We start from the raw sequence: 26,406 nt of genomic DNA on the forward strand, positions 1-26,406 counted from the left end.
ATCATAGCATTATGGAAGTACCTGGACGCGCTCGCCGGGGAAGAGGTTGTTGTAGAAGACCTCGGAGTCGTTCCACGAGAGGCGCACGCAGCCGTGCGACTGGGAGTTCAGGTCACCCTGGTGGAACGCGATGCCGTCGTCGGTGAAGTAGACGGCGTTGGGCATCGGGCCGTTGTAGGGGACGCTCCAGTCGTTCTTCACCTTGCGCAGCACGGGGAAGGTGCCCACCGGTGTGCCGAATCCGGGCTTGCCGTGGCTGATCCGCACCGGTCCGTAGCTCGTCACGCCGTTGGTGACGAGCCAGGCCAGGTTCGTGTGCTTCTGCACGCACGCTCCGTTGTGGACGGTGCAGCCGGAGGCGTGCGCGGGTGCCGGGAAGCTAAGCAGCAGCAAGGCCGTGACGGCCAGGAGTCTCATGGTCGATGATCATGAGACCACCTGCACGGTCTCGCCAATCGAGAGGTTCTCGAAGTAGTACCGGGCGGCCTGCGGGTCGAGATGGATGCAGCCGTGCGACGGGTCGGTCAGCGAGCCCTCGTGGAACGCGATGCCGCTCTCGGTGAAGTACGTCGACCACGGCATCGGCGCGTTGTACGGCCGGCTCCACTCGTTCTTCACCTTGCGCAGCACCGGGAAGTCGCCGAGCGGCGTCTCGAAGCCGCGACGTCCGTGCGTGATCTTCGACGGGCCGTGGACGATCTTGTCGCCCCGCACGACCCACGACTGGTTCGTCGAGAGCTGGATGCACGCACCGTCGCTGATGCTGCACGGCGTCGGCTTCACGACGGCCGGGGGAGGAGGCGGCGGAGGGGTCTCCGAGGTCGTCTTGGGAGGAGCCGACACGGAGGAGGTCGCCGTGGGGGACCCGGTCGCCTCGGGGATCTCGCCCTGTGCCGCCACCTGCGTGCACCCGGCCAGCGACATCAACGCGACCGCCACGACCAGCATCCTCATCGCGCACCCCCATGCTCGTTCCATCCCTTGCCGAAGTAGACGGCGGGACGACCACGGGGGTTGCAACGCGAAGGCCCGCCTCCCGTAACGGTTGGGAGACGGGCCTCGGAACGCGCTTACCGATCTGCGTCAGAACCTCAGACGGTGCCGGCGTACTGGCTGATCCACGAGCGGAAGTACGGGACGTCCACGTAGATCGACGGGGCCTGGGCGCAGTTCGCGCCACCGCCGGAACGGCTGGTCGCGCCGATGAGCTCCCAGCGGCCGTTGACGGACTTCACCTCGGGGCCACCCGAGTCGCCGTAGCAGGCGCCCTTGTTGCCGTCGGTGTTGTTGGTGCAGATCTCCGACGCCGCGTAGATGCCGGAGCACCGGCTGTCCGACACGATCGACGTGTTGAGCTCCTGCAGGGTGACCGGAGCGCCACAGGCACCGCGGACGGGGCAGGTCTGGCCCCAGCCGATGATGCGCGTGGCCGTGCCGACCGCGCCCGACGACGCCGCCACGGGGGCGGGCGCCTGGCTGACGGACGTGTTGAGCTGCACGAGCGCCAGGTCGGCGGACGGGTGCGTGATGATGCGGGACGCCCCGGTGGTGGTGCCGCCGCTGGTGCGGTTGGTCGTGCCGATCCGGGTGCGGATCGACGACGCGGACGAGCCCTGGACGCAGTGCTTCGCCGTCACGACCCAGTTGGCCTTGATCAGGGTGCCGCCGCAGAAGTGGCTGCCGGAGGTGCTCTGCAGGGAGACCATCCAGGAGTAGACCTGCGTGGCGTTGCCGCCGCCGACGATCATCGGCGAGACGTCGCCGTCGGTGGTCGGAGCCGGAGCCGCGGTGGCCGCGACGGCCGAGGCGAGCAGGGCGCCAGCGGCCACGACGACTGCGGAGAACAACGAACGTGCCCTCATCGTTGAGTGTCCTTTCCTGAACCCGGCGCAGGGTTGCCGGGGTCAGGACGAAAACTAAGGACGAAGGTCACACCGTCACTAGGGTCACTCGTCTGGTCACCGAGCGTTCACAGTTCACAGTGAATGGGACATTTACGGCAGCGGCTGCTGTGCGCCCTCGGGCAGGTCGAAGTCGACCGAGGAGTATTCGCGCAGCTTGTGCAGGCTGTGGAAGCCGTCGATCATGCGCACGGTGCCGGACTTGGACCGCATCACGATCGACTGCGTGGTGCAGCCGCCCGCGCGGTAGTGCACACCGCGCAGAAGGTCACCATCGGTCACACCCGTCGCGCAGAAGAAGACGTTGTCGCCGCTGACGAGGTCGTTCGTCGTCAGCACACGCGACAGGTCGTGGCCCGCGCCGATCGCCTTCTCGCGCTCCTCGTCGTCCTTGGGCCACAACCGGCCCTGGATGGCGCCACCGACGCACTTGAGCGCCGCCGCCGCGATGATGCCCTCGGGCGTGCCGCCGATGCCCACGAGCATGTCCACGCCCGACGTGGGCCGCGCCGCCGCGATCGCACCCGCCACGTCGCCGTCGGAGATGAAGTGGATGCGCGCGCCCGCCTGCCGGACCTCCTGCACGATGCCCTCGTGCCGCGGCCGGTCGAGGATGCACACGTTCACGTCGGAGACGTCGCTGTGCTTGGCCTTCGCGACGCGCCGGATGTTCTCGGCGAGCGGCGCGGTGATGTCGATGACGTCGGCCGCCTCCGGGCCCACGGCGAGCTTCTCCATGTAGAACACGGCGGACGGGTCGAACATCGCCCCGCGCTCGGCCACGGCCAGCACCGCCAGCGCGTTCGGCATGCCCTTCGACATCAGCGTGGTGCCGTCGATCGGGTCGACCGCGACGTCGCACTCGGGGCCCTCGCCGTTGCCGACCTCTTCGCCGTTGAACAGCATGGGCGCCTCGTCCTTCTCGCCCTCGCCGATCACCACGACGCCTCTCATCGAGACGGTGTGGATGAGCTTGCGCATCGCGTCGACGGCCGCGCCGTCACCGCCGTTCTTGTCGCCCCGGCCCACCCAGCGGCCCGCGGCCATCGCCGCGGCCTCGGTGACGCGCACGAGCTCCAATGCCAGGTTCCGGTCGGGGGCTTCGCGACGTCGTTCCGCGGGGGTGTTCACCATTGCGCGCCTCCATGCGACTACTCAGCGTGCCGGATTTTGTGATCGGCAGCTGAATCCTTGCACGGGATCACGCGTCGGAAACGTCCTCCTCGACGACAGCGAGAGCTGCATCGATTCGCTCACGTGCACCGGCGAGATGCTGCTCACACGTCTTGGCGAGCGCCTCCCCGCGTTCCCACAGCGCGAGGGAGTCCTCCAGCGACAGGCCACCGGCCTCCAGCTTGCGGACCACCTCGACCAGTTCGTCACGGGCGGCTTCGTAACCGAGTGTTTCCGAACTCACGCGGATTGGCTCCTCAGACGGCTCAGCACGGTCGCGACGGCCAGGTCGTAGCCGACCAGCGCCTCCGCGAACTCCTCGCCGTCACCCTCTCGCACCGCCTCGTCGATGAGCGCCTCGGCCTCCGCGACGCGCCGGTACTGGACCGTGCCGGCGGTGGCCTCGCTCAGGTCGTGCAACGTCAGGATCAGCGTGCGGCGGCCCGTGGTGTCGCAGTCGCCCACCATCGCCGTCCAGCACTCGGCCGCGGCGCGGTTCGCCGCCTCCGCCTTCGTGCGCAGCCCCGTCGCGCACTCGCCGGCCGCCTCCATGGTCAGGGGCAGGAACACGGCATCACGCATCATCGGTACCTCCCCCTTCCGCAGTGGTGACAGTGGCGTGCACTGCTCCGTCAACGACGCGTACCCGCAGTTGTGTTCCGCTCGGCGCGTCCGTCACAGATCGCAGCACGCCGTCCGGACCGTCAGGTGTGACCAGTTGCACAACGGCGTATCCGCGGGCCAGCGTGGCGGCTGGTCCGAGGGTCGTCAAGCGGGCCTTGGTCCCCGACAGGTGGACGTCCTCGCGGTCGAGTCGTTGCGTGACCGCCCGGCGGCCCTGGTCGCGAAAGCGCTTCACTTCCTCTGACCTGCGCTCCAGCGGGCCGTGGGGGTCCGAAAGCACTGGTCGGGACCTCAGCGCGTCGAGCAGCTTGCGCTCCCGGTCGACCCAGCCGTGCAGCGCGCGCCGGCCGCGGTCGCGCATCTGGCGGACGCGTTCACTCTCTTCGGCGACATCGGGAACCACCCGTTTGCCAGCGTCGGTGGGCGTCGAACACCGCACGTCAGCGACGTGGTCGAGCAGCGGGGTGTCCGGTTCGTGGCCGATCGCGGACATGACCGGCGTGCGGCACTGGGAGACCGCGCGGCACAGCGCCTCGTCGGAGAACGGCAGCAGGTCCTCCACGCTGCCGCCGCCGCGGGCGATGATGATCACGTCGCACTCCGGATCGCGTTCCAGAGTGGACAGTGCGGTCATCACCTGCGTGACGGCGGTGGGGCCCTGCACGGCGACGTTGATGACGCGGAAGTGCGCGCCGGGCCACCGGTTCCGGGCGTTCGTGAGCACGTCCCGCTCGGCCGCCGACGCGCGACCGGTGATGAGCCCGATCTTGTTCGGCAGGAACGGCGGGCGGCGCTTGCGGCGCGGGTCGAACAGGCCCTCGGCGTGCAGCAGCTTGCGCAGCCGTTCCATGCGCGCCAGCAACTCGCCGATGCCGACGGCGCGGATGTCGTCCGCTCGCAGGCTCAGCGTGCCGCGGTTCGGGTAGAAGCTGATCTTGCCGTGCGCGATCACCCTGCTGCCCTCGGTGAGCTGCAGCTCGCGGACCATCGACGCGTTGGCCGTGATCGACATGGACATGTCGACGCTCGGGTCGCGCAGCGTCAGGAACGCCGTCGAGCTGCGCGCGTTGAGCTGCGTGACCTGGCCCTCGACCCAGACGTCGCCGAGCCGGTTGATCCAGTCGAGCAGCTTGCGGGCGACCGTCCGCACCGGCCACGGGTTCTCCGGCGTGGATTTCGCTTCAGTCACGACTGCGCTTTCACCGTCGCGATCCGGCGGTTGAGCATCCCGACGAACTCAGGCCGCGACTCGTGCGCCTTCTCGTAGCGCAGGAGCTCCTCGAGCTGCTCGGCGTCGAGGTTGCGCAGCCGCGCGCGGAGCTGGGCAATCGACAGCTCGTCGTAGGACGGCAGGAACACGGGCACGTCGGCGATGGCGCGTTCCTCCTCCTCCCACGGGTCGTCGGCGGGAGTTTCCTGAGAAGTCGTGACGGGCGTCTCGTCCTCGTCGAAGGTCGCCCACTCCGGTTCTTCCTCGGCGGGGCGCAGTCCGGAGAGGACGTCGTCGCCCTTGATGGCGAGTTCGGTCACATGCTGCTGCACGCGCATCGAGAGCTGCATCGCCTCGCTGACCACCGTCAACGGGAGTCCGGCGAGCTGCTGGGGCAGCCTGCGGGCCTGTTCGAGGGCGGTCACGGCGAGGCCGGCGGCGACGCGGACACCCAGTGGCAGTGGCTTCATGGTCCTAAGCCTGCCGCAACCGCGTCTGAAATGCCTAGGACCGGGCCTGGGTACCCTGAGGGCATGCCCAAGCGAGTCCTGTTGGCGAAGCCGCGTGGTTACTGCGCGGGCGTTGATCGTGCCGTCGAGACGGTCGAGCTCGCCCTCGAGAAGTACGGCGCACCTGTCTACGTGCGCAAGGAGATCGTCCACAACAAGTACGTCGTGGAGACGCTGTCCGACCGCGGTGCCATCTTCGTCAACGAGACGGACGAGGTGCCCGAGGGCGCGCTCGTGGTGTTCTCGGCGCACGGCGTGTCGCCCGCCGTCCACGCGGAGGCCGAGCAGCGCTCGCTGCGCACGATCGACGCCACCTGCCCGCTGGTGACGAAGGTCCACAAGGAAGCGGTGCGGTTCGCCAAGGAGGACTACGACATCCTCCTGATCGGCCACGAGGGCCACGAGGAGGTCGAGGGCACCGCCGGTGAGGCGCCGGACCACGTCCAGCTCGTCGACACCGCCGAGGACGCCGCCACCGTCGAGGTGCGCGACCCCTCCAAGGTCATCTGGCTGTCGCAGACGACGCTCTCGGTCGACGAGACCATGGTGCGCGTGCGCCAGCTCAAGGACCGCTTCCCCGAGCTGCAGGACCCGCCGTCCGACGACATCTGCTACGCCACCTCGAACCGCCAGACCGCGGTGAAGACGATGGCGCCGTCGTGCGACCTCGTGCTCGTGGTGGGCTCGAAGAACTCCTCCAACTCCGTGCGGCTGGTCGAGGTGGCGCTGCAGCACGGCGCCAAGGCCTCGTACCTCATCGACTACGCCAAGGAGGTCGACCCGGCGTGGCTCGAGGGCGTCGAGACCGTCGGCGTGACGTCCGGTGCGTCGGTGCCGGACCTGCTGGTGATGGAGCTGCTGAAGTACCTGGAGACGCAGGGGTACGGCGAGGTCGAGGAGATCACCACGGCCAACGAGAAGATCGCGTTCTCGTTGCCGCGTGAGCTCCGCAAGGACCTCGTGCGCTAGAGCGGAGATGTGCGAAGGGCCGCCACCGGGATCGGTGGCGGCCCTTCGGGCGTTCCGGGGCTTGTCAGCGGTCGTCGCGCGGCGGGCGGGGCCTGCGCTGGCCGGCCGGGCGTTCGCCGCGGGCACCGTCCGGGCGCGGGCGGCGGGCGGGCGCGCCCTCGGGACGCGGGCGACGCGCAGGGGCCCCCTCAGCGCGTTCCGGGCGGGGACGGCGCGGGCGCTCCTCTTCCTCCACCGGCTCCTCGCGGGGCCTGCGGACGGGCTTGGCGCGCCCCTTGACCTCCGCCTTGGCCTCGCGGACCTCGTCCTTGGACGGCCGGTTCGGGTTCTTCTGCAGGAAGATCCGCAGGATTCCGAGGCCGACCGTGACGGCGGTGGTGACGGCCATGACCGGGAAGCTGTCGATGAGCGGCTTGCCCAGGCCCAGCGCCATGGCGGACAGGCCCGCCTTCTGCACGCCGCCGGTGAGCAGCACGAGGATCGGCACCGTGGCGGCGAGGACCAGCGGCGGCTGCACCATCGGCCCGAACAGGCTGCGGCGCTGCACCAGCAGGATCGCGGCCAGCGCGCCGAGGAAGAACACGACGTTGAACGTCCAGCCGACCGTCTTGCTGGAGTTGATGTCGATGAACGCGCCGATGAACGCCGGGACCAGGGCAGCGAGGATCGCGGCCCACCACGGGATGCCCTTGAACTCGCCGAAGATGGCCCGGTAGTTCCACGGAACCGCGTCGTAGTCTTCGAGGTCGTCGTCGAAGGCTGCTGAACGCTCGCGCAACTCACTCACGACGCACACGGTAGCCGTTCGGCCATTCGGTGTTCGTCAGTCCGCAGCTTTCTCACCCAGAAGCAACCTGCGGGCACGCTGAGTGCGTTCTATGCGGACTGTTCGTCCGCCCTTCGGACCAACGGGAGGGGTGTAGGAGTGGCGGAAGCGTCCGTCAAGGGCTCCACGCTCGCCCGGAAACCCTCCAGCGCCTCCAGTTCCCGGCGCCGCGCGCTCAGGAAGCGCTGCAGGTGCGTGGTGGAGAGGTTGACGGCCTCGATGGCGCTGTCGGCCGCCCGGTTCGCGCGGCCCGCGGACAGCCTGACCTGCTCGACGTCCTCGGCCAGCGCGCGTTCGGTGACCGCGAACATGGCGCTGGAGGCGATCACGGCGAACCCCGTCGGGCCGCACAGGAACACGCGGCGGTCGAGCAGCCAGCGCAGCAGTTCGGGGTCGGTGTCGAGGGCGGCGACGACCGCGCCGTCGTTGGGGACGAACATGATCGTGCCGTAGATGGCGTCGGCCCAGCGCTGGTAGCCCTTGCCGGCCAGTTCGGCGGCGCGCGAACGGATGTTGCGGACGTGCACGCGCAACGCGTCCTGGCGTTCCTGCGGGTCGTCCGTCTCGACGGCCTCGGCCCAGGTGGCCATGGACATCTTCGAGTCGACCGGGACCGCGCGGCCGCCGCCGACGTTCAGCACCATGTCCGGCCGGACCGCGCCGCCGCCCGCCACGTCCGTCTGGAGCGTGTAGTGGAGGTTTTCCCTCAGACCGAGGGCGCGCGCCGTTTCGACGAGCACCTGTTCGCCGAGTTCACCACGACCTGAGACGCTGGAGAACGCCACTTCGTAGCGTTGCAAAGCTTGCTGCTGCGTGTCGTAGCGCGCGCGTTCGACGTTGATGGCGGCCAGCGCCTCGTCGGTGCGCCGGACGCTGTCCTGGTACAGGCGCCAGACGAACAGCAGCGCCCCGGCGCTGACGAGCGCCAGGACGATCAGGGCGGTGATGATCACTGCGGTCACGGCACCGATGATGCTCCGTTACTCGAAATGCAGGCAAACGCAAGCCTGCTCTGTTCAAGTAGCCGTCACCTTGCGGTGTCGGCGTTGGCCCGGACCGGCGGGGTCGGGTCTTCCCGTGGCGATACCCGCTGCCCGCACGTGACGGGTCTGACATGGGTTTCCATCGGGCTCGTTTACCGTCGCCCCGCAACTCGGGGAGGACGTACCGCCGGTGGCCTCGTCCACGAGCTGGGCGAGGTTGCGGGCGGCGTTGAGATCACGATCGAGCACCAGTGGGCACTTGTCGCAGTGGAACGTCCGTTCGGACAGGCGCAGTTTGGCTTTCACCGAGCCACATGCCGAACAGGTCTTCGAGGACGGATACCAGCGGTCCGCGATGTGCACCGTGCCACCGGTCCAAGCGGCTTTGTACTTGGTCTGGCGTAGAAGTTCACCCATACCGATGTCGGCAACGTGCCGGGCCAGTCGTCGGTTCTTGACCATCCCCGCGATGTGTAGATTCTCGACCACGATCGTGCCGTGGGTAGCGGCGAGGACCCTGGTGAGCTTGTGCAGGCCATCCCGCCGAGCGTTTGCGACGGCGGTGTGCAGCTTCGCGATGCGGGCCAGGGTGCGCCGCCACCGCCGCGAGGGCTGCCGCTGGACACGGCGGTCTGCGCCGATGCGGCGTGCGGCCTGGCGTTGCAGGCGGCGCAGCTCTCGTCGCATTCCGTCGAAATGACGCGGGTTGGCGATGACCTCGCCGGTCGACAACACTGCAAGAGCCTTGATTCCCAGGTCGACGCCCACTACGGAGGCAGGTCGGGTCGGCGGTGGGTCGGCCCTTCGAATCTCGACCGAGAACGAGCAGAACCAGCGTCCGCTTTGATGGGTGACCGTGACAGAACGGATCCGGGCAGTGCCACGCTCGACGTGGCGAGCCAGCTTTCGGGTCGACTCGTGCGTGCGCACCGCGCCGATGCGCGGCAGCTTCACATGTCGCCGGTCGCCGTTGACCAGACCGAAGGCGCCGGTTGTGAACCGGCAGGACAACGCTCGCCGTTTGCCCTTGAACCTCGGGAATCGCATCCTCGGACCGCGCCTGGCGCCGTTCTTCGAACCGTTCCAGTTGCCCAATGCCGTCGCCAGGTTCGCCAGCCCGGACGCATAGGCCTCTTTTGAGTTTTCGCCCCACCATGGCGCGATTTCGTCCTTCGCGTCGTTCCACAACTTTCGCAGGCCGTACGCAGACCACTGAACCGATGGCGTCAGCTCGGAATCCGGGATGCCGTACGAGGCTTCGGCCTTGCGTTGACCGAGCACAGCCTTCACCAGGGCCAGACCCCAGTTGTAAGCGAAGCGCTGCCCGCCACAGTGCGATTGCAACGCCGCGACCTGTTCTGGAGCAGGGTCGAGTGCGAACCGGAATGCTTGGATCACGCTGCTCACCGGGCGACCTCATAGAGGTTCCCGTACTCCATAAGAATCTTGGCAACCTCGGCGTTGCGGAGACGAGGGGTCAGTGTGGGACGTCGCCCGGGCAATGCCACCTGGTTTCTCCATCTGACACTCTGCGCGCTCGCCAGCCATGCTCGCGGCTCCGCACTCGGCTGCAGCGCCCACTCGGCGAGCTTCACCCGCTCAGTCAAACACATGTTCGATCGCGGTGCTTGCGGTTCCGGGACTGTTCTTGGTCGCCGTGGAATGTTGAACTCGATCGGGTGACACGCCGGGAACCCTCCCGGAGATTTGTCGGACCCCGTCTCTACGGTTGGGGCCATGCGGATCCTGCACACCTCCGACTGGCACGTGGGGCGCACCTTCCACGGCCGCGACCTGCTCGTGGAGCAGGAGTCGGTGCTGAGCGGCCTCGCTGACCTGGTGTCCACCGAGAAGGTCGACGTCGTGGTCATCTCCGGCGACCTGTACGACCGGGCGGTGCCCTCGGCCGACGCGGTGGCGTTGTGCGCGCGGGTGCTGATGTGGATCAGGGCGGCCGGGGCGCGGATCGTGATCACGCCCGGCAACCACGACTCGGCGGCCCGCATCGGCGTGTTCGGGGAGTTCGCGGCGGCGGGCGGGCTGTACCTGCGCACGCAGATCTCGTTGCTGGACAAGCCGGTCGAGCTGGAGGACGAGCACGGGCCGGTCGCGGTGTACGGGATTCCCTTCCTGGAGCCCGAACCGGCGCGGCACGCGCTGGGCGTGGCGGACAAGGGTCACGCGCCCGTGCTCGGCGAGGCGATGCGGCGGATTCGCGCCGACCTGGCATCGCGCGAGGCGCGGTCCGTGGTGCTGGCGCACGCCTTCGTGACGGGCGGGGCCCCTTCGGAGTCCGAGCGCACCATCGCGGTGGGCGGTGTGCAGGACGTGTCGATGCAGGTGTTCGCGGGCGTCGACTACGTGGCACTGGGGCACCTGCACGGGCCGCAGACGCTGGCGGAGAACCTGAGGTACTCGGGATCGCCGCTGGCGTACTCGTTCTCCGAGGCGCGGCATCGCAAGTCGGTGTGGCTGGTGGAGTTGGACGAAGGTGGCCTCGTCGGCGTGGAGCGGCGCGACCTGCCGGTGCCGCGGCAGCTCGCGGTGGTGTCCGGGACACTGGCGGACGTGCTGGAGGACCCGGCGCACAAGCCGCTGGAAGACCACTTCCTGTCGGTCGTGCTGACGGACCAGGTGCGGCCGATGGACGCGTTGCGGCAGCTGCAGAAGCGGTTCGAGCACGCGGTGCACGTCGAGTGGCGGCCGGAGCAGGGCCCGCAGCACGACATGACGTACGCGGAACGGGTGCGCGGTCGCACGGACGAGGAAGTGGCCTGCTGCTTCGTGTCCGACACGCGCGGCTCCGAACCGACGGTCGCGGAGATGGCGTTGTTGCGTGAGGCTTTCGCGTCGGTGGCGAGGGAGCAGGAGCAATGAGACTGCACCGCCTGGAGCTCACGGCGTTCGGGCCCTACCCGTCGCCCGAGGCCGTCGACTTCGACGAGCTGGGCGCGGACGGGTTGTTCCTGCTGCACGGCGACACGGGCGCGGGCAAGACGACGTTGCTCGACGCGGTGGCGTTCGCGCTGTTCGGCCGGGTGCCCGGCGCGCGTGGTGACGTGAAGAAGCTGCGGTGCGAGTACGCCGATCCCGACGTGCCGACGGAGGTGTCGCTGGAGCTGACCGTGCAGTCGCGGCGGTTCCGGATCGTGCGCTCGCCGGAGTTCGACCGCCCGAAGAAGCGCGGCGGCGGCTTCACCACCCAGCCCGCGAAGTGCTCGCTGACCTGGCTCGAGGGCTGGGACGGCGAGGGCATCACCCGCATCGACGACGTGGCGCGCGCGGTCGAGGACATGCTGGGCATGTCGTACGAGCAGTTCTTCCAGGTCGTGCTGCTGCCGCAGGGGGAGTTCGCGAAGTTCCTGCGCTCGGACACGGCCGAGCGCGAGGTGTTGCTGGAGAAGCTCTTCGGCACCGAGCGGTTCCTCGACGTCGAGAAGTGGTTCCGCGACAGGCGCGTGGCCGCCTGGCGCGTGCTGGAAGAGCGCCGCCAGGGCGCCTCGCGGCTCGTGCAGCGCGTGGCGGAGGCGGCCGGCGAGGAACCCTCCGACGAGCCGGGCTGGCTGGAGTCGGTGCTGGAGCGGCTGTCCCTGGCCGTGGGGGAGGCCGAGGCGCTGTCGGAGGAGACGGCGGGCGTGGCCGACGGCGCGCAGGTCCTGCTGGACCAGGCGCGCGTGCAGGCCGACCAGCTGCGCCGCGTGCGCGAGGCCCGCGAGCTGCTGGCCCGCGTCGAGGCGGCCGACTCGGCGTCGTGGTTCGCCGAACGCGACGCGGCCCGGCGCGCGATCCCCGTCGTGCCGGCCCACGCCGAGATCGCGAAGCTCCAGCAGTCCTACGAGTTCGCGGTGCGCGACGAGACACGGGCCGCGGAAGCGTTGGCGCGCTTGGGGTACGAGGGTTCGTCGTTGCGCGAGGACGCCGAACGCCACCGCGAGGAGGCGGGTGGGCTGGGCGAGCTGGCGGCCGAGGCCGAACGCCAGCAGGCCGACGTGCGCCGGCTGTCGGTGCTGAAGAACTCCTCGCACCAGGTCGAACGCCGGTTGCTCGCGCTCAACGCCGAGCTGGACGTCCTCCCCGAACGGCTGGCCCAGTGCCGCGCCCAGCTCGACGCCGCCGTGGAGGCGTCCGCCCGCCTGGAGTCGCTCAAGGCCCGCGCCGACGCGGCCGAGGCGTTGCCGGGGGCGGCGGAGGCGCTGGAGCGCACCAAGAACGAGCTGCACCAGGCGATCGACGTGCACCAGAAGGCCAAGGACGTCCTGCAGCAGGTCCGCCACCAGCGCCTGGAGAACATGGCGATCGAGCTGGCCGCGGCGTTGCAGCGCGGCAAGCCCTGCGCCGTCTGCGGTTCCCCGAGCCACCCCGCGCCCGCGCAGCCGATGCTGGGCGGTGTCGACGCGGCGGACGAGGAGGAGGCCGCCCGCGACGAGCAGGCCGCCCTGGACCGCCGCAACGAGGCCGAACGGGCCGCCCATGCCGCCGAGCTGCGCATCCAGGCCTGCTGGGAGGCGCTGGGGTCCGAGGAGCCGGCGGTCGCGCTGTCCGAGTACCGCGCGGCGGCGGAGCTCGCCCGCACCCGGTCGCAGCGGCAGACCGAGTTCGTCGGCCTCGAGGCCAAGACCCGCGACCTGGGAGCCGAGAAGGCCCGCGTCGAACAGGACCTGGTCGGCCTGCACACCGAACACAAGTCGCTCGTGACGGTCGTCGAGGAGCGCGGTGCCCGCCTCGACAAGGCCCGCGGCGAGCACGAGGACGTCCTGACCCGCCGCGACCACCTCCTGCGCCTCGCGAAGGCCCTGGTGGAGCTGGACGAACGCCGCAACGCCCGCGACAGCGCGCTGGCCCGCGTGCGGGAGCAGCAGGCCTCGGTCGCCGCGCTGGCCGCAGAGGCGGGTTTCGCGGACGTGGACGCCGCTCTGGCCGCGCACCGCCCGGCGATCAAGCTGGAGGCGCTGGACGACCGCATCGCGAAGTGGGAACGCGCCCGCGCCTCAGCCCTCGCGACGCTCGAGGAACTGGCCGGGATCGACCCCGAAGACGAGGTCGACCTGAACGAGGTGACGGCGCAGGCCTCCACCGCCCGTGCGGCCGCCTCCTCCGCCGCGACCGGCCTGGCCCGCGCCCGAGCGGCCCTCGACCGCGTGAGCGAGCTGGCGGAGCGCCTGCGGGCCGAGCGGAAGTCCCTGGAGCCGCTGGAGGCCACCTACGCCGAGCTGGACGCGCTGACCGACGTGATCAACGGCCGCGGCCAGAACTCGAAGAAGATGACGCTGCGCTCGTACGTGCTCGCGGCCCGGCTGGAGGAGGTCGCCGTGGCGGCGTCCGCCCGGCTGCACCGGATGAGCCAGGGCCGCTACAGCTTCGTGCACTCCGACTCGGCCGGAGCCCGCGGCACGCGCGGCGGCCTGAGCCTCGACGTGCTGGACGACTACTCGGGCCGCTCGCGCCCCGCCAAGACGCTGTCGGGTGGCGAGTCGTTCCTGGCGTCGCTGTCGCTCGCGCTGGGGCTCGCGGACGTGGTGGCCAACGAGACCGGTGGGGCGTTGCTCGACACCCTGTTCGTCGACGAGGGGTTCGGCACGCTCGACTCGGACACGCTGGACATCGTCATGAACACGCTGGACGAGTTGCGGGCCGGTGGCCGTGTGGTCGGGCTGGTGTCGCACGTGGAGGAGTTGCGGCAGCGCATCCCGACCCGGCTGCGGGTCCGCAAGGCCCGGACCGGGTCGACGCTGGAGATGTCGCTGGGCTGATCGGCGTCTACCCTCGGCGCGTGTTGTCCCACGTGGAAATCACCGCGCGCGTCGAGCTCACCGAGGCCGCTCACTTCTGGTGGGCGAACAGGATCGAGTACTCGCACGACTGCTTCGTGTGCCGCCGGACCGGCCGGACCGTCACCGTGCACCACGGGGCCGCGCACGGTGTGTGCCAGTCGGCGCAGGGACCGCTGGAGTGGCAGGACGGGCCGGACGAGGTGGGGGACGGCGCGGCGACCGGGGGCGATCCCGCGGTGCCGCCGGGAAGCCACCCCGCCCCGATCCGCATCACCGGCTTCGACACCGTCGGCGGCCGCGGCGACAACACCCTTCGCTGCCGGTTGTCGTTCTGGTGGTCGCCGTTCGCCGACGTCGAGCGCCCGCAGGCCCGGGGCGGCGAGCTGGGCACCGGCCCGTGGGTCCGGCTGCACTACCGCGTCGGTTGCCACGCCTGCCGCGACGCCGGCGAGGACCAGTGGTTCAACGGGGAGCAGTCCCTGCAGACCAACGCGGTCTGGCCGGTCGCCAGCCCGTGCCGCAAGTGCGGCACGGACCTCGTGACCATGACCGGACCTCCGGAGATCAGGCTCGTCGGTTAGCCCTCGTGGGCGAGCAGCCAGCGCTTGACGTCGAGGCCCCAGCGGAAGCCGCCCAGGTCGCCACCGAGCCGGATCACGCGGTGGCACGGGACGAACAGCGCCACCGAGTTGCGCGCGCAGGCCGAGGCCGCCGCCCTGATCGCCGCCGGACGGCCGGAGAGCTCCGCGTACTCGGTGTAGGTGACCGGTTCGCCGGCGCGGACCGTGCGCAGGACGTCCCACGCGTGCTGCAGGAACGGGCCCGACTTCTGGCGGACCGGGATCGTGTCGATCGCCGTCAGGTCGCCCTCGTGGTAGGCGATCGCGGCCTTGGTGACGTCGCCCAGGTCCGGCCGGGGCGTGATCTCCGACGGCATGAGGGTGGCGTGGATCTGGGGCGTCAGCAGGGCCAGGTCGGCGGTCCAGCCGCTCGCCAGCACCGCTCCGTCCGGCGCGACGACCGACGTGAACGGGCCCGCCGGGGTGTCCACAGTGGACGTGTGCGCGACGCTCATGATGTTGCTGCCTTCCTCGTCAGGTGTGCTCCCGCGTAGGAGCGCCACGGCCGCCACTCGGGGCCGTGGGAAGCCAGGTGTCGTGCGGTCTCGGGGAGTACGAGCACGTCCGGTGCGCCCAGCACCCGCATGGCCACCTCGTCGGCCACGTCCGCGCCCACGAGGTGTGCGAGCTCTTCGGTCAGGTCCTCGATCGAGCGGCCCACGTCGATGACGAGTCTCCCGCTCGCGAGCGCCTCGGTGACGGGGTGGTCCCCGGCCGAGTAGAGGTGGGTCAGCGCACCGTCCGGGACCCGCAGCGGCACGCCCTCGAACGGCGCCACCAGCCGCAGCAGCGTCTCGGCGCCGTCGACGCTGCCCGCCACCCGGATCCCGGGTACCGCACGGACCAGCGGGCCGATCACCGGGTCGGCGCCGAGGAACGTGTCCACGGCCACCGGGTCGGCGTCGAGGTCCAGCAGCCGCCGGACGCGGGACACGGCCGCGCCCAGGTCACGCACGTCGGCGAGGCGCAGCGAGCACAGGACGTGGTCCGTCGGGAACGTGAGGCGGACCGTCGCCTCGCCGTGCGGCAACGACATGGTGCGCGCGTAGGAGTCGTCGGTGACCTCCTCGACGCCGGGCAGCGCGTGCGCCCGGAAGTACGTGAGCAGGCCCGCCGCGTCGAACGGCGCGCGGTAGGGCAGGCGCAGGACGATCCGTCCCGGCGTGCCGGCCGGTGCCTTGCCGCGGCCGCGCATGTCGGACGGCGTCGAGGCGAACACCATGCGGATCGTGTCGTTGAACTGCCGCACCGACGCGAAGCCCGCGGCGAACGCGATGTCGGCGAACGGCAGTTCGGTCGTCTCGATCAGCAGGCGGGCGGCGTGGGCGCGGTGGGCGCGGGCCAGTGCCAGCGGACCGGCGCCCAGTTCGGCGGTCAGCACGCGGGTGAGGTGGCGTTCCGAGTAGCCGAGTTTCGACGCGAGGCCGCTCACGCCGTCGCGTTCCACGACTCCGTCGCTGATCAGGCGCATCGCCCGGCCGGCCAGGTCCGCACGGAGGTTCCACTCGGGGGAGCCGGGGGTCGCGTCCGGCAGGCAGCGGCGGCAGGCGCGGAACCCCGCCGACTGGGCCGCCGCGGCCGTCAGGAAGAACCGGCTGTTGCGGCGCTTCGGGGTCACCGCGGGGCACGAGGGCCGGCAGTAGATGCCCGTCGTGCGGACCGCGTGGATGAAGCACCCGTCGAAACGGGCGTCACGTGCGGAGCACACCCGGTACGCGTGTTCTTCGTCGATGACCATGCAAGCGATCCTGCCAGCGGGAACGGTCAATGGCTCGCGGAAATCGGACACGACCGTCGCCTGCCGTAGACTCGCTTCCCGTGAGTTTGACCCTCGGTATCGTCGGCCTGCCCAACGTCGGCAAGTCCACCCTGTTCAATGCGCTGACGCGCAACGACGTGCTCGCCGCGAACTACCCGTTCGCGACCATCGAGCCGAACGTGGGCGTCGTGCCGCTGCCGGACGCGCGCCTCACCAAGCTCGCGGAGATCTTCGGCTCCGAACGCGAGGTGCCCGCCGTCGTGTCGTTCGTCGACATCGCGGGCATCGTCAAGGGCGCGTCGGAGGGCGAGGGCCTCGGCAACAAGTTCCTCGCGAACATCCGCGAGGCGAACGCGATCTGCCAGGTCATCCGCGTCTTCGACGACCCGGACGTCGTGCACGTCGACGGCCGCGTCGACCCGTCGAGCGACATCGAGACGATCAACACCGAGCTGATCCTCGCGGACCTCCAGACCCTCGAGAAGGCCATCCCGCGCATCGAGAAGGAGGCGCGGATGCAGAAGGACCGCCGCGCCGCCCTCGAGAACGCCAAGAAGGCCAAGGACGTCCTCGACTCGGGCCGCACCCTGTTCTCGGCGCAGTCCGAAGTGGACGGAGAGCTGCTGCGCGAGCTCTCCCTGCTCACCACCAAGCCGTTCCTCTACGTCTTCAACGCCGACGAGGGCGTCCTGAGCGACGAGGCCCGCGTGAAGGAACTGCGCGAACTCGTCGCCCCGGCCGACGCCGTCTTCCTCGACGCCAAGGTCGAGTCGGAGCTCCTCGAGCTCGACGAGGCGGAGGCCCTGGAGCTGCTGGAGTCGATCGGCCAGACCGAGCCGGGCCTGCACGCCCTGGCCCGCGCGGGCTTCCACACCCTCGGCCTGCAGACCTACCTCACGGCGGGCCCGAAGGAGGCGCGCGCCTGGACGATCCCGCAGGGCGCCACCGCCCCGCAGGCCGCCGGCGTGATCCACACGGACTTCGAGAAGGGCTTCATCAAGGCCGAGGTCGTGTCGTTCGACGACCTGGTCGCCTCGGGCTCGAAGGCCGACGCGAAGGCGGCGGGCAAGGTCCGCATGGAGGGCAAGGACTACGTGATGGCGGACGGCGACGTGGTGGAGTTCCGCTTCAACGTCTGACGTGCGCGAGGTGGTGCCGGGTCCGTGGGTGGCCCGGCATCGGCGTGTCCGGGCATCGGACGCGCCTTCCGGCCGGCGCACCTAGACTTCCGGCTCGTGAGAGTCGAGTACCGGGTGCTGGGGCCCCTCGAGGTGCTGCTCGACGGTGAACCGGTGACGGTGCCGGCCGGGCGCGGCCGAGTGCTCCTCGCCACACTCCTGTTGCGCGCCAACACGTTCATCTCGGTCGACGAGCTGGTCGACCGGGTGTGGGAGGGCACGCCGCCCGACCTCCACCGCGCGCACAAAACGCTGCAGACGGTCGTCATGCGACTGCGGCAGGCGCTCGGCGAGGCGAACTGCGTGCGGCACGAGCCGGGCGGGTACCTGGCCGAGATCGCACCCGAGCAGCTCGACCTGCTGCGGTTCCGCGCGCTGGTCGCCCGGCAGGAGTTCGGGCCGGCGCTCGCGTTGTGGCGGGGGCCCGTGCTGGGCAACGTCGTGTCGGACTCGCTGCACCGCGACGACGTGCCGCCGCTGGTGGAGGAGCAGCTCGCGGCGCTGGAGATGCGGATCGAGAAGGACCTCGCGGCCGGGCGGTCCGCGGACCTCGTGCCGGAGCTGCAGGACCTGACCCGCAGGCACCCGTTGCGCGACCGGTTCTGGGGCCACCTGATGCTGGCGCTCTACCGGTCCGGGCAACAGGCGGGTGCGCTGGCGGCCTACCGGCAGGTCAGCGAGATGCTCGCGGACGAGCTGGGGATCGACCCGGGGCCCGCGCTGCGCGAGTTGCACGAGCAGATCCTGCGCGGGGAGGTCGCGCCGCCGGAGGAGAAGCGCGTCACGCCGCGGCAGCTGCCCCCGAACCTCACCACGTTCGCCGGGCGCGAGGACGACGTGGCACGGCTCGCGGCCAGTGAGGCCGCGGTGCTGGTCATCTCGGGCACCGGGGGCGTGGGCAAGACCTCGCTCGCCGTGCACTGGGCGCACCGGGTCGCGGACCGGTTCGACGACGGGCAGATCTTCGTGAACCTGCGCGGGCAGGACCAGGTGCGGGCGATGTCACCGCAGGAGGCGCTCACGCTGGTCCTCAAAGGACTGGGCGTGGACGCGGTTCCGGTCGGGATGGACGAACAGGTGGCGCTCTACCGGTCGCTCGCCGCGGACCGGAAGCTGCTGCTGTTGCTGGACAACGCGGCGAACGCCGAGCAGGTGAGGCCGCTGCTGCCGTCGTCCGGCAGGGCGCTCACGCTCGTCACCAGCCGCGGCGACCTGCGTGGACTGACCCTGAACGACGCCGACCTGCTGCGCTTGCCGTCGTTGGGCGACGACGGCGGGCTGCGCCTGCTGGAACGCGTGCTCGGCACCGGCCGCGTGCGCGCGGAGCGGGACGCGGCCGCCGCGCTCGTGCGGTTGTGCGGCGGGCTGCCGCTGGCGTTGCGCATCGCGGCCGCGGACCTGCGCGCGCAGGACGACATGACGATCGCGGACAAGGTCGCCCAGCTGGAGACCGACCGCCTCGGTGAGCTGGCCGTGCCCGGTGACCCGGCGGCCGCGGTCGGCATCGTCTTCGACGAGAGCTACTCCGCGTTGCCCGGGGACTCCCGGCTGGTGCTGCGCCGGCTCGGGGTGCTGCCCGGGGTGGACTTCACCGCCCACGACGCCGCGGTCGTCGCCGGCCTGCCCGACGCCCGCCACCACCTCGACCAGCTCGTCGCCGTGCACCTGGTGGAGCAGCGCGGCGACCGCTTCGCCCTGCACGACCTCCTGCGCGTGTACGCGCGGGAGAGGTGCACGAGCGACGAGATCGACGAGGCCATCGGGCGGTTGTACGACTTCTACCGCCGGATGACCGACGACGCCGCCGAACTGCTGTTCCCCGACCAGCGGCGGTTCCCGCTCGCCACCACCACGACGCAGCTCCCGGACGTCGTGCTGAAGACGTCGGAAGAGGCGTTCGGCTGGTTGAACGCCGAGTACCAGAACGTGTTCGCGGCGGTCGTCGTCGCGACCGAGCGGCACGAGTACCGGCAGGCCAACGAGATCGCCGCGGTGCTCAGCGCCTACTGCTACGAGATCCGCGACGACACGAGCTGGTCGGAGCTGTGCGACGTCCGCGGCCGGGCGGCCCGCGCGTCCGGCGACGAGGTGCTGGTCGCCGCCTCGGACCTCTCCACGTCGATCTACCGCTTCTGCCAGGGCGACTTCACGAGCGCCGAGCAGCTGGCGCGGGAGTCGCTGGAGAGGGGCGTCCGGGCGGATGACCTGCCGACGCAGGCGACCGCGCACAACATCCTCGGCGCGTTGACCCGCCTCCGGGGTGACGTGGCCACCTCCCTGCACCACCAGCGGGAGGCGCTCGCCGTCCACGAGCAGACGGGCGCGGTCGAGAACCAGGCGGTCGTGCTGATCAACATCGCCACCGTCTCGTTCCACGAGCCCGACCTCCCCGCCGCGGAGCGGTCCCTGCTCAGAGCGCTGGAGCTCGCCACCTCGCCCGCGGTCCGCGGTCACGCCCACACCGCGCTGAACAGCGTCTACATCGAAATGGGCAGGCTGCCGGACGTCATCCGCCAGCACGAGGCCTACCTCGCGCTGCAGGAGGAGCTCGGCAGCCCGCGGCGGATCACGCTCGGTGCCTGCGCGGCGGTGCGGGCGAAGCTGGCGATCGGGCAGGCCGACGAGGCGTTCGACCTCGCGCTCGACCTGCTCGACGGGCTGCGGCTGAAGGCCGACTTCGAGGCGGAGATCGACACCTGGGCCGCGTTGACCGACCTGTTCCACGACGAAGGCGCGCACGAGGACGCCCTGGCCGCCGGGAAGGTGATGCTCGCACTCGCCGACCAGCAGGCGTCGGTGCATCAGCGGATGCTCGCCCACTGGACGGTCGCGCGGTCGCACCGCGAGCGGGGCGACCTCGACGCGGCCGCCCACCACCTGGCCGAGCTGCGCGCGAGTCTGAGCGGGGACTACCTCCTGATCGCCGGGGACGAACTGAGGGAACGCGCGCTGTTGCACCTCGCGCTGGGCGAGGGGGAGGAGGCGTTGCGGCTCGCGGAGGAGGCGGTCGCCACGCACCGCCGCCACCACCAACGGCACCTGGAGGCCCAGTCGCTCCAGGCACTCGCGACCGTCCGCCGCGCGACGGGTGACGAGGACGGCGCGGCGGTCGCGGAGGCACTGGCCGCCGATGCCCTGCGGGACTGCGGTGTGCCGGTAGGTTCGGCCGGGTGATCGTTCAGTACCGCGTTCTGGGGCCGTTGGAAGTGCTGCTCGACGGTGAGCCCGTCCCGGTGCCGGCAGGGCGCGGTCGCGTGCTGCTCGCCACGCTCCTGTTGCGCGCCAACGAGATCGTGCCGGTGCCCGAGCTGGTCGACCGGGTGTGGGACGGCAGGCCACCGGCCCCGGACCGCGCGCACAAGACGCTGCAGATGGTCGTCACCAGGCTGCGGCAGTCGCTGGGCGAGGCCAACTGCGTCCGCACGTCCTCGCGCGGCTACACGGCCGAGGTCGGGCCGGGGCAGCTCGACCTCGCCGAGTTCCGCCGCCTGACCGCACGAGGTGAGCACCGCGCGGCTCTGGCGCTGTGGCGCGGCCCGGTGCTCGGCGACGTGACGTCGGAGTCGTTGCACCGCGAAGACGTGCCGGAGCTGGTCGAGGAACAGCTCACCGCGCTGGAACGGCGGATCGACGAGGACCTCGCCGGCGCCACGGACGTGCTGGTGCCGGAGCTGCGCTCGCTCACCGAGCAGCACCCGCTGCGCGAGGCGTTCTGGGCGCAGCTGATGCTCGCGCTGCACCGCACGGGCCGGCAGGCGGAGGCGCTCGCCGCCTACCAGACGGCCCGCAGGCGCCTGGCCGACGAACTGGGAACCGAGCCCGGCGCGCGGCTGCGGGAGGCGCAGGACGAAGTTCTCAGCGGTGAGACGCCCGGCTCCCGTGTCGTGCCCCGGCAGCTTCCCCCGGCGCACCCGCACTTCGTCGGCCGCGAGGCCGAGTTGGCGCGGCTGACCGAGGTGGTCGCGGCGCGGCCCGGCGAGCCCGTGCTGATCTCCGCGATCAACGGCATCGGCGGGGTCGGCAAGACCGTGCTGGCGGTGCAGTGGGCGCACCAGGTCGCACACCGGTTCCCGGACGGCCAGCTCCACGTCGACCTGCGCGGCTTCGACACCCGCGCCGAGCCGCTCGACCCCCACGCGGCGATCCGCGTCTTCCTGCAGGCGATGGGGGTGGGAGAGGACGACCTGCCGTCGTCCGGAGACGCCCTGGTCGCGCTGTACCGGTCGGTGCTGGCCGGACGTCGGGTGCTCGTGCTGCTCGACAACGCCCGTGACGCCGACCAGGTCCGTCCGCTGCTGCCCGGCGGGACGGGCAACCTGGTGCTGATCACCAGTCGCGATCACCTGAGCGGGCTCGTCGACCGGGCGGGTGCGCGACCCGTCGCGCTCGACGTGATGGACGACCAGGCGGCGGTCGCCCTCCTGGCGGGGCGGATCGGCGCCGAGAGGACCGCCGCCGAACCGGACGCCGTCGCGAGGCTCGTCGAGCGGTGCGCCGGCCTGCCGCTCGCGCTCGGCATCGTGGCCGCCCGCGCGGCGTACGGGGACAGGCTCACGGTCCTCGCGGAGGAGCTGGAACGGGAACGGCTCGACGCGCTGGACGTCGACGACCCCACGACGGCGGTACGCGCGGTCTTCTCCTGGTCCCTGCGGTCGGTGAGCGGTGAAGCCGCGACGATGTTCACCGTGCTGGGCCTGCATCCCGGACCCGACTTCACCGTCGAGGCCGCGGCGAGCCTCGCCGCGTCGCCCGTCGCGCGGGCGGGGACGGTGATCGCCGAGCTCGTGGCGGGCAGCCTGCTCACCGAGGTGGGCGGCGGGCGGTATTCCCGGCACGACCTCCTGCGCGACTACGCAGCGGAACGGGCGGCCGAGCTTCCGGCCGCGCAGAGATCCGCGGCTCTGGGCCGGATGTTCGACCACTACCTGCACACGTCGCTGGTGGCGAGCGACTGGCTCGCCGCCGCACCGGTCGACTGGACTCCACTGGCACCTCCGGCCGACGGGGCGGAGGTCGTGGCGTTGCCGGACTTGGCGGCAGCGCACTCCTGGTACGACAGGGAGAACCAGGTGCTGCAACGAGTGGTGTCGGTCATGGTCGCCGCGAACGCCGACGACCTCGCGTGGCGGCTGGCCTACTCGTTGCACCTCTACCTGGTGAACGGAGGCCGTCTGGCCGAGGCCGAGGCGGTCGAGACGCTCGGGTTGGAGGCGGCTCAGCGGCTGGACGACGCCTTCGCCCTGGCCCGTCTGCACCGCTCTCTGGCAGGGGTGCACGTCGCGCAGCGCGACTTCCCGAAGGCCGAGGTGCAGATCCGCGCCGCGATGAGGTGCGAGGTCCTCCTCGGGCGTGAGGACGGCCAGTCGAACCTCGCTCGCGGGCTGGCCTACGTCTACGAGAACCAGGGGCGTGACGGCGACGCCCTGGCGGTCCTGCTCGAGACGTACCGGTTGGTCGAGCGGTGCAGTCCGAGGGAGCAGGCCTCGCTGCGGGCGGAACTGGGCCGCGCCTACCACCGCGCGGGCGACCACGAGCGCGGACTCGCACTCTGCCTCACAGCGGACGAGTGGTTCCGCGAGGAGTACAGGGACCTGCCGACGTCGCCGATGACGGGTGTCCGCCAGACGATCGCCGACATCTACCTGAAGCTGGGCAGGGTGGAGGAAGCCGTTCGCCACCACACCGACGCGGTCGGGATGATGCGGGTGATGAGGGAGACCCTCGACCTGGCTGACGCGCTGACCGAGTTGGCCGGGGCTCACACCGCGGCCGGGGACCGGTCCTCGGCGCGTGAGGCACTCGCCGAAGCACTGGACATCTTCGAGCGGCTGGAGGACAAGCGGGCCGCCGAAGTGCGGGAGCTGCTTATATCACTGACGAATGTATGAAGCGAGGTTTGTACCTACCACGGTCGGGTACCTCTACATCAGGATTCCCCACCTGGAGGTTGGAATGATCGTCCTCGGTCTGATTCTGCTGGTCGTCGGATGGCTGATGGGTATCAGCATCCTGACGACGCTGGGCGTGGTGCTCCTGGTGATCGGCGCGATCCTCGCCGTCCTCGGCGCGGTCGGCAAGCCGATCGGCGGCCGGGCGCACTACTTCTAAAGACTCATCGGTCACCGTTCCTCCCCTCGGAAACGGTGAAGGGGGAGCCTCCTTTGTGGAGGCTCCCCCTTCTTTTTGTCTCACAACGGTTTCACACGTTGTTCTTCGTGCGTGCGGCAGCGGCGAACACTCCGAACGCGACCCCCAGCATGGCCAGAGCGGCGACAGCGGCGACAACAAGATCAACAGACATGATCAGAAAAACTCCCTCTAGCGATCTCTCCCGTCCTTATGACGCCGGGGTACCCCACAACGTTGCCTCGGGTAACGTTTTCGGGGTGAAACTCCGTGCTGTGGAAGCGCGAGTGCTCTCCGTAGCGCCGTGGCTGTTCGCGTTGTCGGTGCTCGGGCACCTGTTCATGGTCGCGTTCCAGACGAAGATGACCATGATCGACCTGCTGGTGTACCGCAACGGCTCGCCGCACCTGTTCTCCGGCGACCTCTACGAGTGGCGGCTCGACCAGTACGCGGACGTGTTCCCGCTGCCGTTCACCTACCCGCCGTTCGCGGCCGCGATCTTCACGCCGATGAGCTGGGTGCCGTGGGAGGCCTCGCGCTGGATCTGGCAGCTGATCTGCCTGGGCTGCCTCTACTACATCGTGCACGTCACGCTGAAACTGCTGAAGCTGCAGGACCCGCGCCGCGTGATGCTGTGGACCGCGCTGACGCTGTGGATCGAGCCGGTCCGCACCACGCTCAACTACGGCCAGATCAACCTGGTGCTGGTCGCGATCCTCATCGGCACGCTCGCCAGCGCGCGCAACTGGGTCGGTGGAGCGGGTGTCGGTTTCGCCGCGGGCATCAAGCTCACGCCCGCGATCTCGGGGCTGTACTTCCTGATCCAGCGGCGGTGGATGGCGGCTGTGTGGTCGTTCGTCGCTTTTGCCGTCGTGTACGGGATCGGCTGGGCGATCTCCCCGTCGCAGTCGGACAAGTTCTGGTTCCAGCTCCTCGGTGACGCGAGTCGCGTCGGGCCGGTCGGCAGCGCCATCAACCAGTCACTGCGCGGTGCGTTGAGCCGCACGGTCGGTTACGACGTGAAGACCGGGCCGATCTACATCGTCGCCGTGCTCGTCGCCGCCGCGCTCACGTGGTTCGCGGTCAGCAAGACTAAGGACGTGCTGGCGTTGATCGTCAGCGTGCAGATGCTGGGCCTGCTCGTCTCGCCGATCTCGTGGAGCCACCACTGGGTGTGGATGGTGCCCGCCCTGCTGTGGCTGGTCTACGAGGGCGGGCACCTGCTCTGCAAGATCACCGCCGGCCTCTGGGTGCTGCTGACCGGCGGCTACCTGATCTCGTTCCTGCTGCTCGCCCAGCCGAACATCTGGGACTTCCCGCGGCCGTGGATCTTCGTCGTGCTCGGCTGGGGCTATCCGGTCGCGGGCGTGCTCACGCTGGTCGCGATCGGGCTAGCAGCCCGGCGTCAGCGGGACGAGCTGCTGTCCGGCGAGCAGGAGGCTGCCGACGGCGAACCCAGCCGAGTCGTCGGCTGACGCGGGCCTCCAGGAGTTGCGGGCCGCCGTCCAGCCGAGCAGGCCGCCGGCGTCGAGCGCGGTCAGCAACGCCTGCCAGCCCTTCTGGGCGTGCGGCAGGTAGGTGGCGCGGTCGAGCACGCCCGCGTTGACGCCCGCCGCGATCGCGTAGGTGATCATCGCGGTGGCGCCCGAGTCCTTGCCGGTGGTGCCCCAGAAGCCGTCGTGGCGTTGCAGGAACGTCAACGTCCGCACGCTCTTGGCCAGCGTCCTGGCGTACTCGGCGCGGTACGGGTGGTCGGCGGGGAGCGCGAGCACCGCCTTCGCCAGGCCCTGCACAGCCCAGCCGTTCGTCTGCGCGTTCAGGCTCCACAGGCCGGTGAACTCGTTGAACGTGCGCGCCTTGAGGCTCTGGTAGGAGCGGAACGAGTAGTCCAGCATCGCCTGGTCGTGGTCGGCGAGGGCGATCCGCGTGAACGACGGCAGCGCCATGTTCAGCGCGTCCGGCGACCTCCAGTACGTGCCACCATCCCGCACCTGGGCGCGCAGGTTGTCGCGCAACGGCTGCAGCACCTCGGGTTCCGGGTGGAAGTACGCCACGTCGAGGTACGGCTCACCGGTCGCCTGCGCGTCCGGGGCGAAGGGGTGCGCCGGGTCGACCGGCAGCAGGTAGTGGTTCGCCTGCACCCACGGCCACGTCTTGTGGTTGCTGATCCCGGTCGTCCGCACCTGGGCGAGGTTGCCGGTGTGGAAACCCGCGTTGGACCAGGTGTTCGCCGCTAGATCGGTTCCCCTGGTCACCCACGCCTGGCTGGCCTCGACCATGGTGTCCGTCACGGCACAGGGCACGGCCTGGGCCGCGGCCGGGACGAGGAGGAGACTGCCGGCCAGCGCCCCGACGAACAGAGGTGTGCGCATCCGCATGAGGGTGTTCCCTCTCATTTCCGCGGGCGGCGGCAGCGCACATCTTGACCGAATCAGGCCAGGGCGTCCAGGACTCCGTCGATCTCCTCGGCGAGACTCACGTCCAGGGCGGTGATTCCTCCCTTGTAGTGCGTGCTCAGGCGGAATGTCAGCGTCTTGTAGCGGATGTCGATGTCCGGGTGGTGGTTGTCGTTCTCGGCGATCTCCGCGATCCGGTTCACGACCATGATCGCCTTGGAGAAGCTCTCCAGCTCGACGGTCTTCACCAGTGCCGCGTCCTGCGGGCACCAGCCGGGGAGTGTGGGCAGCAGGTCGTCCAACTGATCGTCGCTCAACAGCTCGGCCATGTCCTGATCGTCCCACCACGTCACGTAAGCTG

The 26,406-nt window shown here is 70.4% G+C and carries 24 protein-coding genes; 9 read left to right on the forward strand and 15 right to left on the reverse strand.

Annotated elements, in window-relative coordinates; all coding sequences use genetic code 11:
• Positions 1 to 9: 9 nt before the first annotated feature.
• The 8 genes from BMY74_RS04280 to BMY74_RS04315 form a co-directional block, all read right to left on the reverse strand.
• Positions 10 to 417, reverse strand: coding sequence for a L,D-transpeptidase (locus BMY74_RS04280; RefSeq protein ID WP_089909561.1), 408 nt, complete (start codon positions 415 to 417; stop codon positions 10 to 12).
• 9 nt (positions 418 to 426) lie between these two features.
• Positions 427 to 954, reverse strand: coding sequence for a L,D-transpeptidase (locus tag BMY74_RS04285; protein ID WP_245785876.1), 528 nt, complete (start codon positions 952 to 954; stop codon positions 427 to 429).
• A 137-nt stretch (positions 955 to 1,091) separates the two neighbouring features.
• Entirely contained in the window at positions 1,092 to 1,862 is a 771-nt protein-coding gene (locus tag BMY74_RS04290; protein WP_089909564.1) for a S1 family peptidase, read from the reverse strand.
• Between the two features lie 132 nt (positions 1,863 to 1,994).
• Positions 1,995 to 3,035: a class II fructose-bisphosphatase gene (gene glpX, locus BMY74_RS04295; RefSeq protein WP_089909565.1), complete on the reverse strand. Its 1,041-nt coding sequence runs from the start codon at positions 3,033 to 3,035 to the stop codon at positions 1,995 to 1,997.
• A 67-nt stretch (positions 3,036 to 3,102) separates the two neighbouring features.
• On the reverse strand, positions 3,103 to 3,318 hold the full coding sequence (locus BMY74_RS04300) for an exodeoxyribonuclease VII small subunit (RefSeq protein ID WP_090099824.1): 216 nt from the start codon (positions 3,316 to 3,318) through the stop codon (positions 3,103 to 3,105).
• Complete coding sequence (locus tag BMY74_RS04305) at positions 3,315 to 3,659, reverse strand: sugar ABC transporter substrate-binding protein (RefSeq protein ID WP_245785877.1); 345 nt, start codon at positions 3,657 to 3,659, stop codon at positions 3,315 to 3,317. The genes BMY74_RS04300 and BMY74_RS04305 overlap by 4 nt, the downstream gene beginning before the upstream one ends.
• On the reverse strand, positions 3,649 to 4,887 hold the full coding sequence (gene xseA / locus BMY74_RS04310; RefSeq protein ID WP_089909576.1) for an exodeoxyribonuclease VII large subunit: 1,239 nt from the start codon (positions 4,885 to 4,887) through the stop codon (positions 3,649 to 3,651). The genes BMY74_RS04305 and xseA overlap by 11 nt, the downstream gene beginning before the upstream one ends.
• Positions 4,884 to 5,378 carry a lipid droplet-associated protein gene (locus BMY74_RS04315; RefSeq protein WP_089909579.1) on the reverse strand — a complete coding sequence of 165 codons (495 nt, stop codon included), beginning with the start codon at positions 5,376 to 5,378 and terminating at the stop codon, positions 4,884 to 4,886. Before BMY74_RS04315 ends, xseA begins: the two co-directional genes overlap by 4 nt.
• Before the next feature lie 63 nt (positions 5,379 to 5,441).
• On the opposite strand from BMY74_RS04315, the gene BMY74_RS04320 reads away from it, so the two are divergent.
• Positions 5,442 to 6,386 carry a 4-hydroxy-3-methylbut-2-enyl diphosphate reductase gene (locus BMY74_RS04320; protein ID WP_177229556.1) on the forward strand — a complete coding sequence of 315 codons (945 nt, stop codon included), beginning with the start codon at positions 5,442 to 5,444 and terminating at the stop codon, positions 6,384 to 6,386.
• A gap of 64 nt (positions 6,387 to 6,450) precedes the next feature.
• Here the strand turns inward: BMY74_RS04320 and BMY74_RS04325 are convergent, their stop codons facing one another.
• From BMY74_RS04325 to tnpB, 3 genes are all read right to left on the reverse strand, one after another.
• Entirely contained in the window at positions 6,451 to 7,173 is a 723-nt protein-coding gene (locus BMY74_RS04325; protein ID WP_218159507.1) for a DUF6542 domain-containing protein, read from the reverse strand.
• Positions 7,174 to 7,262: 89 nt separating this feature from the next.
• Positions 7,263 to 8,174: a DNA recombination protein RmuC gene (locus BMY74_RS04330; RefSeq protein WP_089909587.1), complete on the reverse strand. Its 912-nt coding sequence runs from the start codon at positions 8,172 to 8,174 to the stop codon at positions 7,263 to 7,265.
• A gap of 54 nt (positions 8,175 to 8,228) precedes the next feature.
• Positions 8,229 to 9,602: an IS607 family element RNA-guided endonuclease TnpB gene (tnpB, locus tag BMY74_RS04335; protein ID WP_089909589.1), complete on the reverse strand. Its 1,374-nt coding sequence runs from the start codon at positions 9,600 to 9,602 to the stop codon at positions 8,229 to 8,231.
• A gap of 330 nt (positions 9,603 to 9,932) precedes the next feature.
• Here tnpB and BMY74_RS04340 point away from each other — a divergent pair, with 330 nt between their 5' ends.
• The 3 genes from BMY74_RS04340 to BMY74_RS04350 are packed head-to-tail and all read left to right on the forward strand — an operon-like array spanning position 9,933 to position 14,547.
• A complete protein-coding gene (locus BMY74_RS04340) occupies positions 9,933 to 11,072 on the forward strand; it encodes an exonuclease SbcCD subunit D (protein ID WP_089909592.1) in 1,140 nt (379 codons plus the stop codon).
• Positions 11,069 to 13,945, forward strand: coding sequence for an AAA family ATPase (locus tag BMY74_RS04345; RefSeq protein ID WP_089909595.1), 2,877 nt, complete (start codon positions 11,069 to 11,071; stop codon positions 13,943 to 13,945). Before BMY74_RS04340 ends, BMY74_RS04345 begins: the two co-directional genes overlap by 4 nt.
• Positions 13,946 to 13,965: 20 nt before the next feature.
• Entirely contained in the window at positions 13,966 to 14,547 is a 582-nt protein-coding gene (locus BMY74_RS04350; RefSeq protein WP_089909598.1) for a hypothetical protein, read from the forward strand.
• Here the strand turns inward: BMY74_RS04350 and BMY74_RS04355 are convergent.
• Positions 14,544 to 15,041, reverse strand: a complete 498-nt coding sequence (locus BMY74_RS04355; protein WP_089909601.1) for a methylated-DNA--[protein]-cysteine S-methyltransferase — start codon at positions 15,039 to 15,041, stop codon at positions 14,544 to 14,546. The genes BMY74_RS04350 and BMY74_RS04355 overlap by 4 nt on opposite strands.
• Complete coding sequence (locus BMY74_RS04360; protein WP_089909604.1) at positions 15,038 to 16,324, reverse strand: bifunctional transcriptional activator/DNA repair enzyme AdaA; 1,287 nt, start codon at positions 16,322 to 16,324, stop codon at positions 15,038 to 15,040. The genes BMY74_RS04355 and BMY74_RS04360 overlap by 4 nt, the downstream gene beginning before the upstream one ends.
• A gap of 80 nt (positions 16,325 to 16,404) precedes the next feature.
• Between BMY74_RS04360 and ychF the strand changes: the two genes are divergently transcribed.
• The 5 genes from ychF (at position 16,405) to BMY74_RS04385 (ending at position 25,124) form a co-directional block, all read left to right on the forward strand.
• Positions 16,405 to 17,484, forward strand: coding sequence for a redox-regulated ATPase YchF (ychF, locus tag BMY74_RS04365; RefSeq protein WP_089909607.1), 1,080 nt, complete (start codon positions 16,405 to 16,407; stop codon positions 17,482 to 17,484).
• 96 nt (positions 17,485 to 17,580) lie between these two features.
• Positions 17,581 to 20,697 carry an AfsR/SARP family transcriptional regulator gene (locus BMY74_RS04370; protein WP_177229557.1) on the forward strand — a complete coding sequence of 1,039 codons (3,117 nt, stop codon included), beginning with the start codon at positions 17,581 to 17,583 and terminating at the stop codon, positions 20,695 to 20,697.
• Positions 20,694 to 23,411 (forward strand): AfsR/SARP family transcriptional regulator, encoded by a 2,718-nt coding sequence (locus tag BMY74_RS04375; protein WP_089909613.1) that lies wholly within the window; start codon positions 20,694 to 20,696, stop codon positions 23,409 to 23,411. Before BMY74_RS04370 ends, BMY74_RS04375 begins: the two co-directional genes overlap by 4 nt.
• Positions 23,412 to 23,475: 64 nt before the next feature.
• A complete protein-coding gene (locus BMY74_RS44795; protein WP_089909616.1) occupies positions 23,476 to 23,631 on the forward strand; it encodes a DUF6131 family protein in 156 nt (51 codons plus the stop codon).
• A 278-nt stretch (positions 23,632 to 23,909) separates the two neighbouring features.
• Positions 23,910 to 25,124, forward strand: a complete 1,215-nt coding sequence (locus BMY74_RS04385) for a mannosyltransferase (RefSeq protein WP_089909619.1) — start codon at positions 23,910 to 23,912, stop codon at positions 25,122 to 25,124.
• Here BMY74_RS04385 and BMY74_RS04390 read toward each other — a convergent pair.
• Positions 25,041 to 26,021 carry a glycoside hydrolase family 88 protein gene (locus tag BMY74_RS04390; protein WP_245785878.1) on the reverse strand — a complete coding sequence of 327 codons (981 nt, stop codon included), beginning with the start codon at positions 26,019 to 26,021 and terminating at the stop codon, positions 25,041 to 25,043. The genes BMY74_RS04385 and BMY74_RS04390 overlap by 84 nt on opposite strands.
• 59 nt (positions 26,022 to 26,080) lie before the next feature.
• The gene (locus tag BMY74_RS04395) at positions 26,081 to 26,374 is read right to left on the reverse strand and encodes a 4a-hydroxytetrahydrobiopterin dehydratase (protein ID WP_089910517.1); all 294 of its coding nucleotides are present in this window, start codon (positions 26,372 to 26,374) and stop codon (positions 26,081 to 26,083) included.
• Positions 26,375 to 26,406 lie beyond the last annotated feature (32 nt).

The organism is Lentzea albida (assembly GCF_900111005.1).
Lineage (GTDB): Bacteria > Actinomycetota > Actinomycetes > Mycobacteriales > Pseudonocardiaceae > Lentzea > Lentzea albida.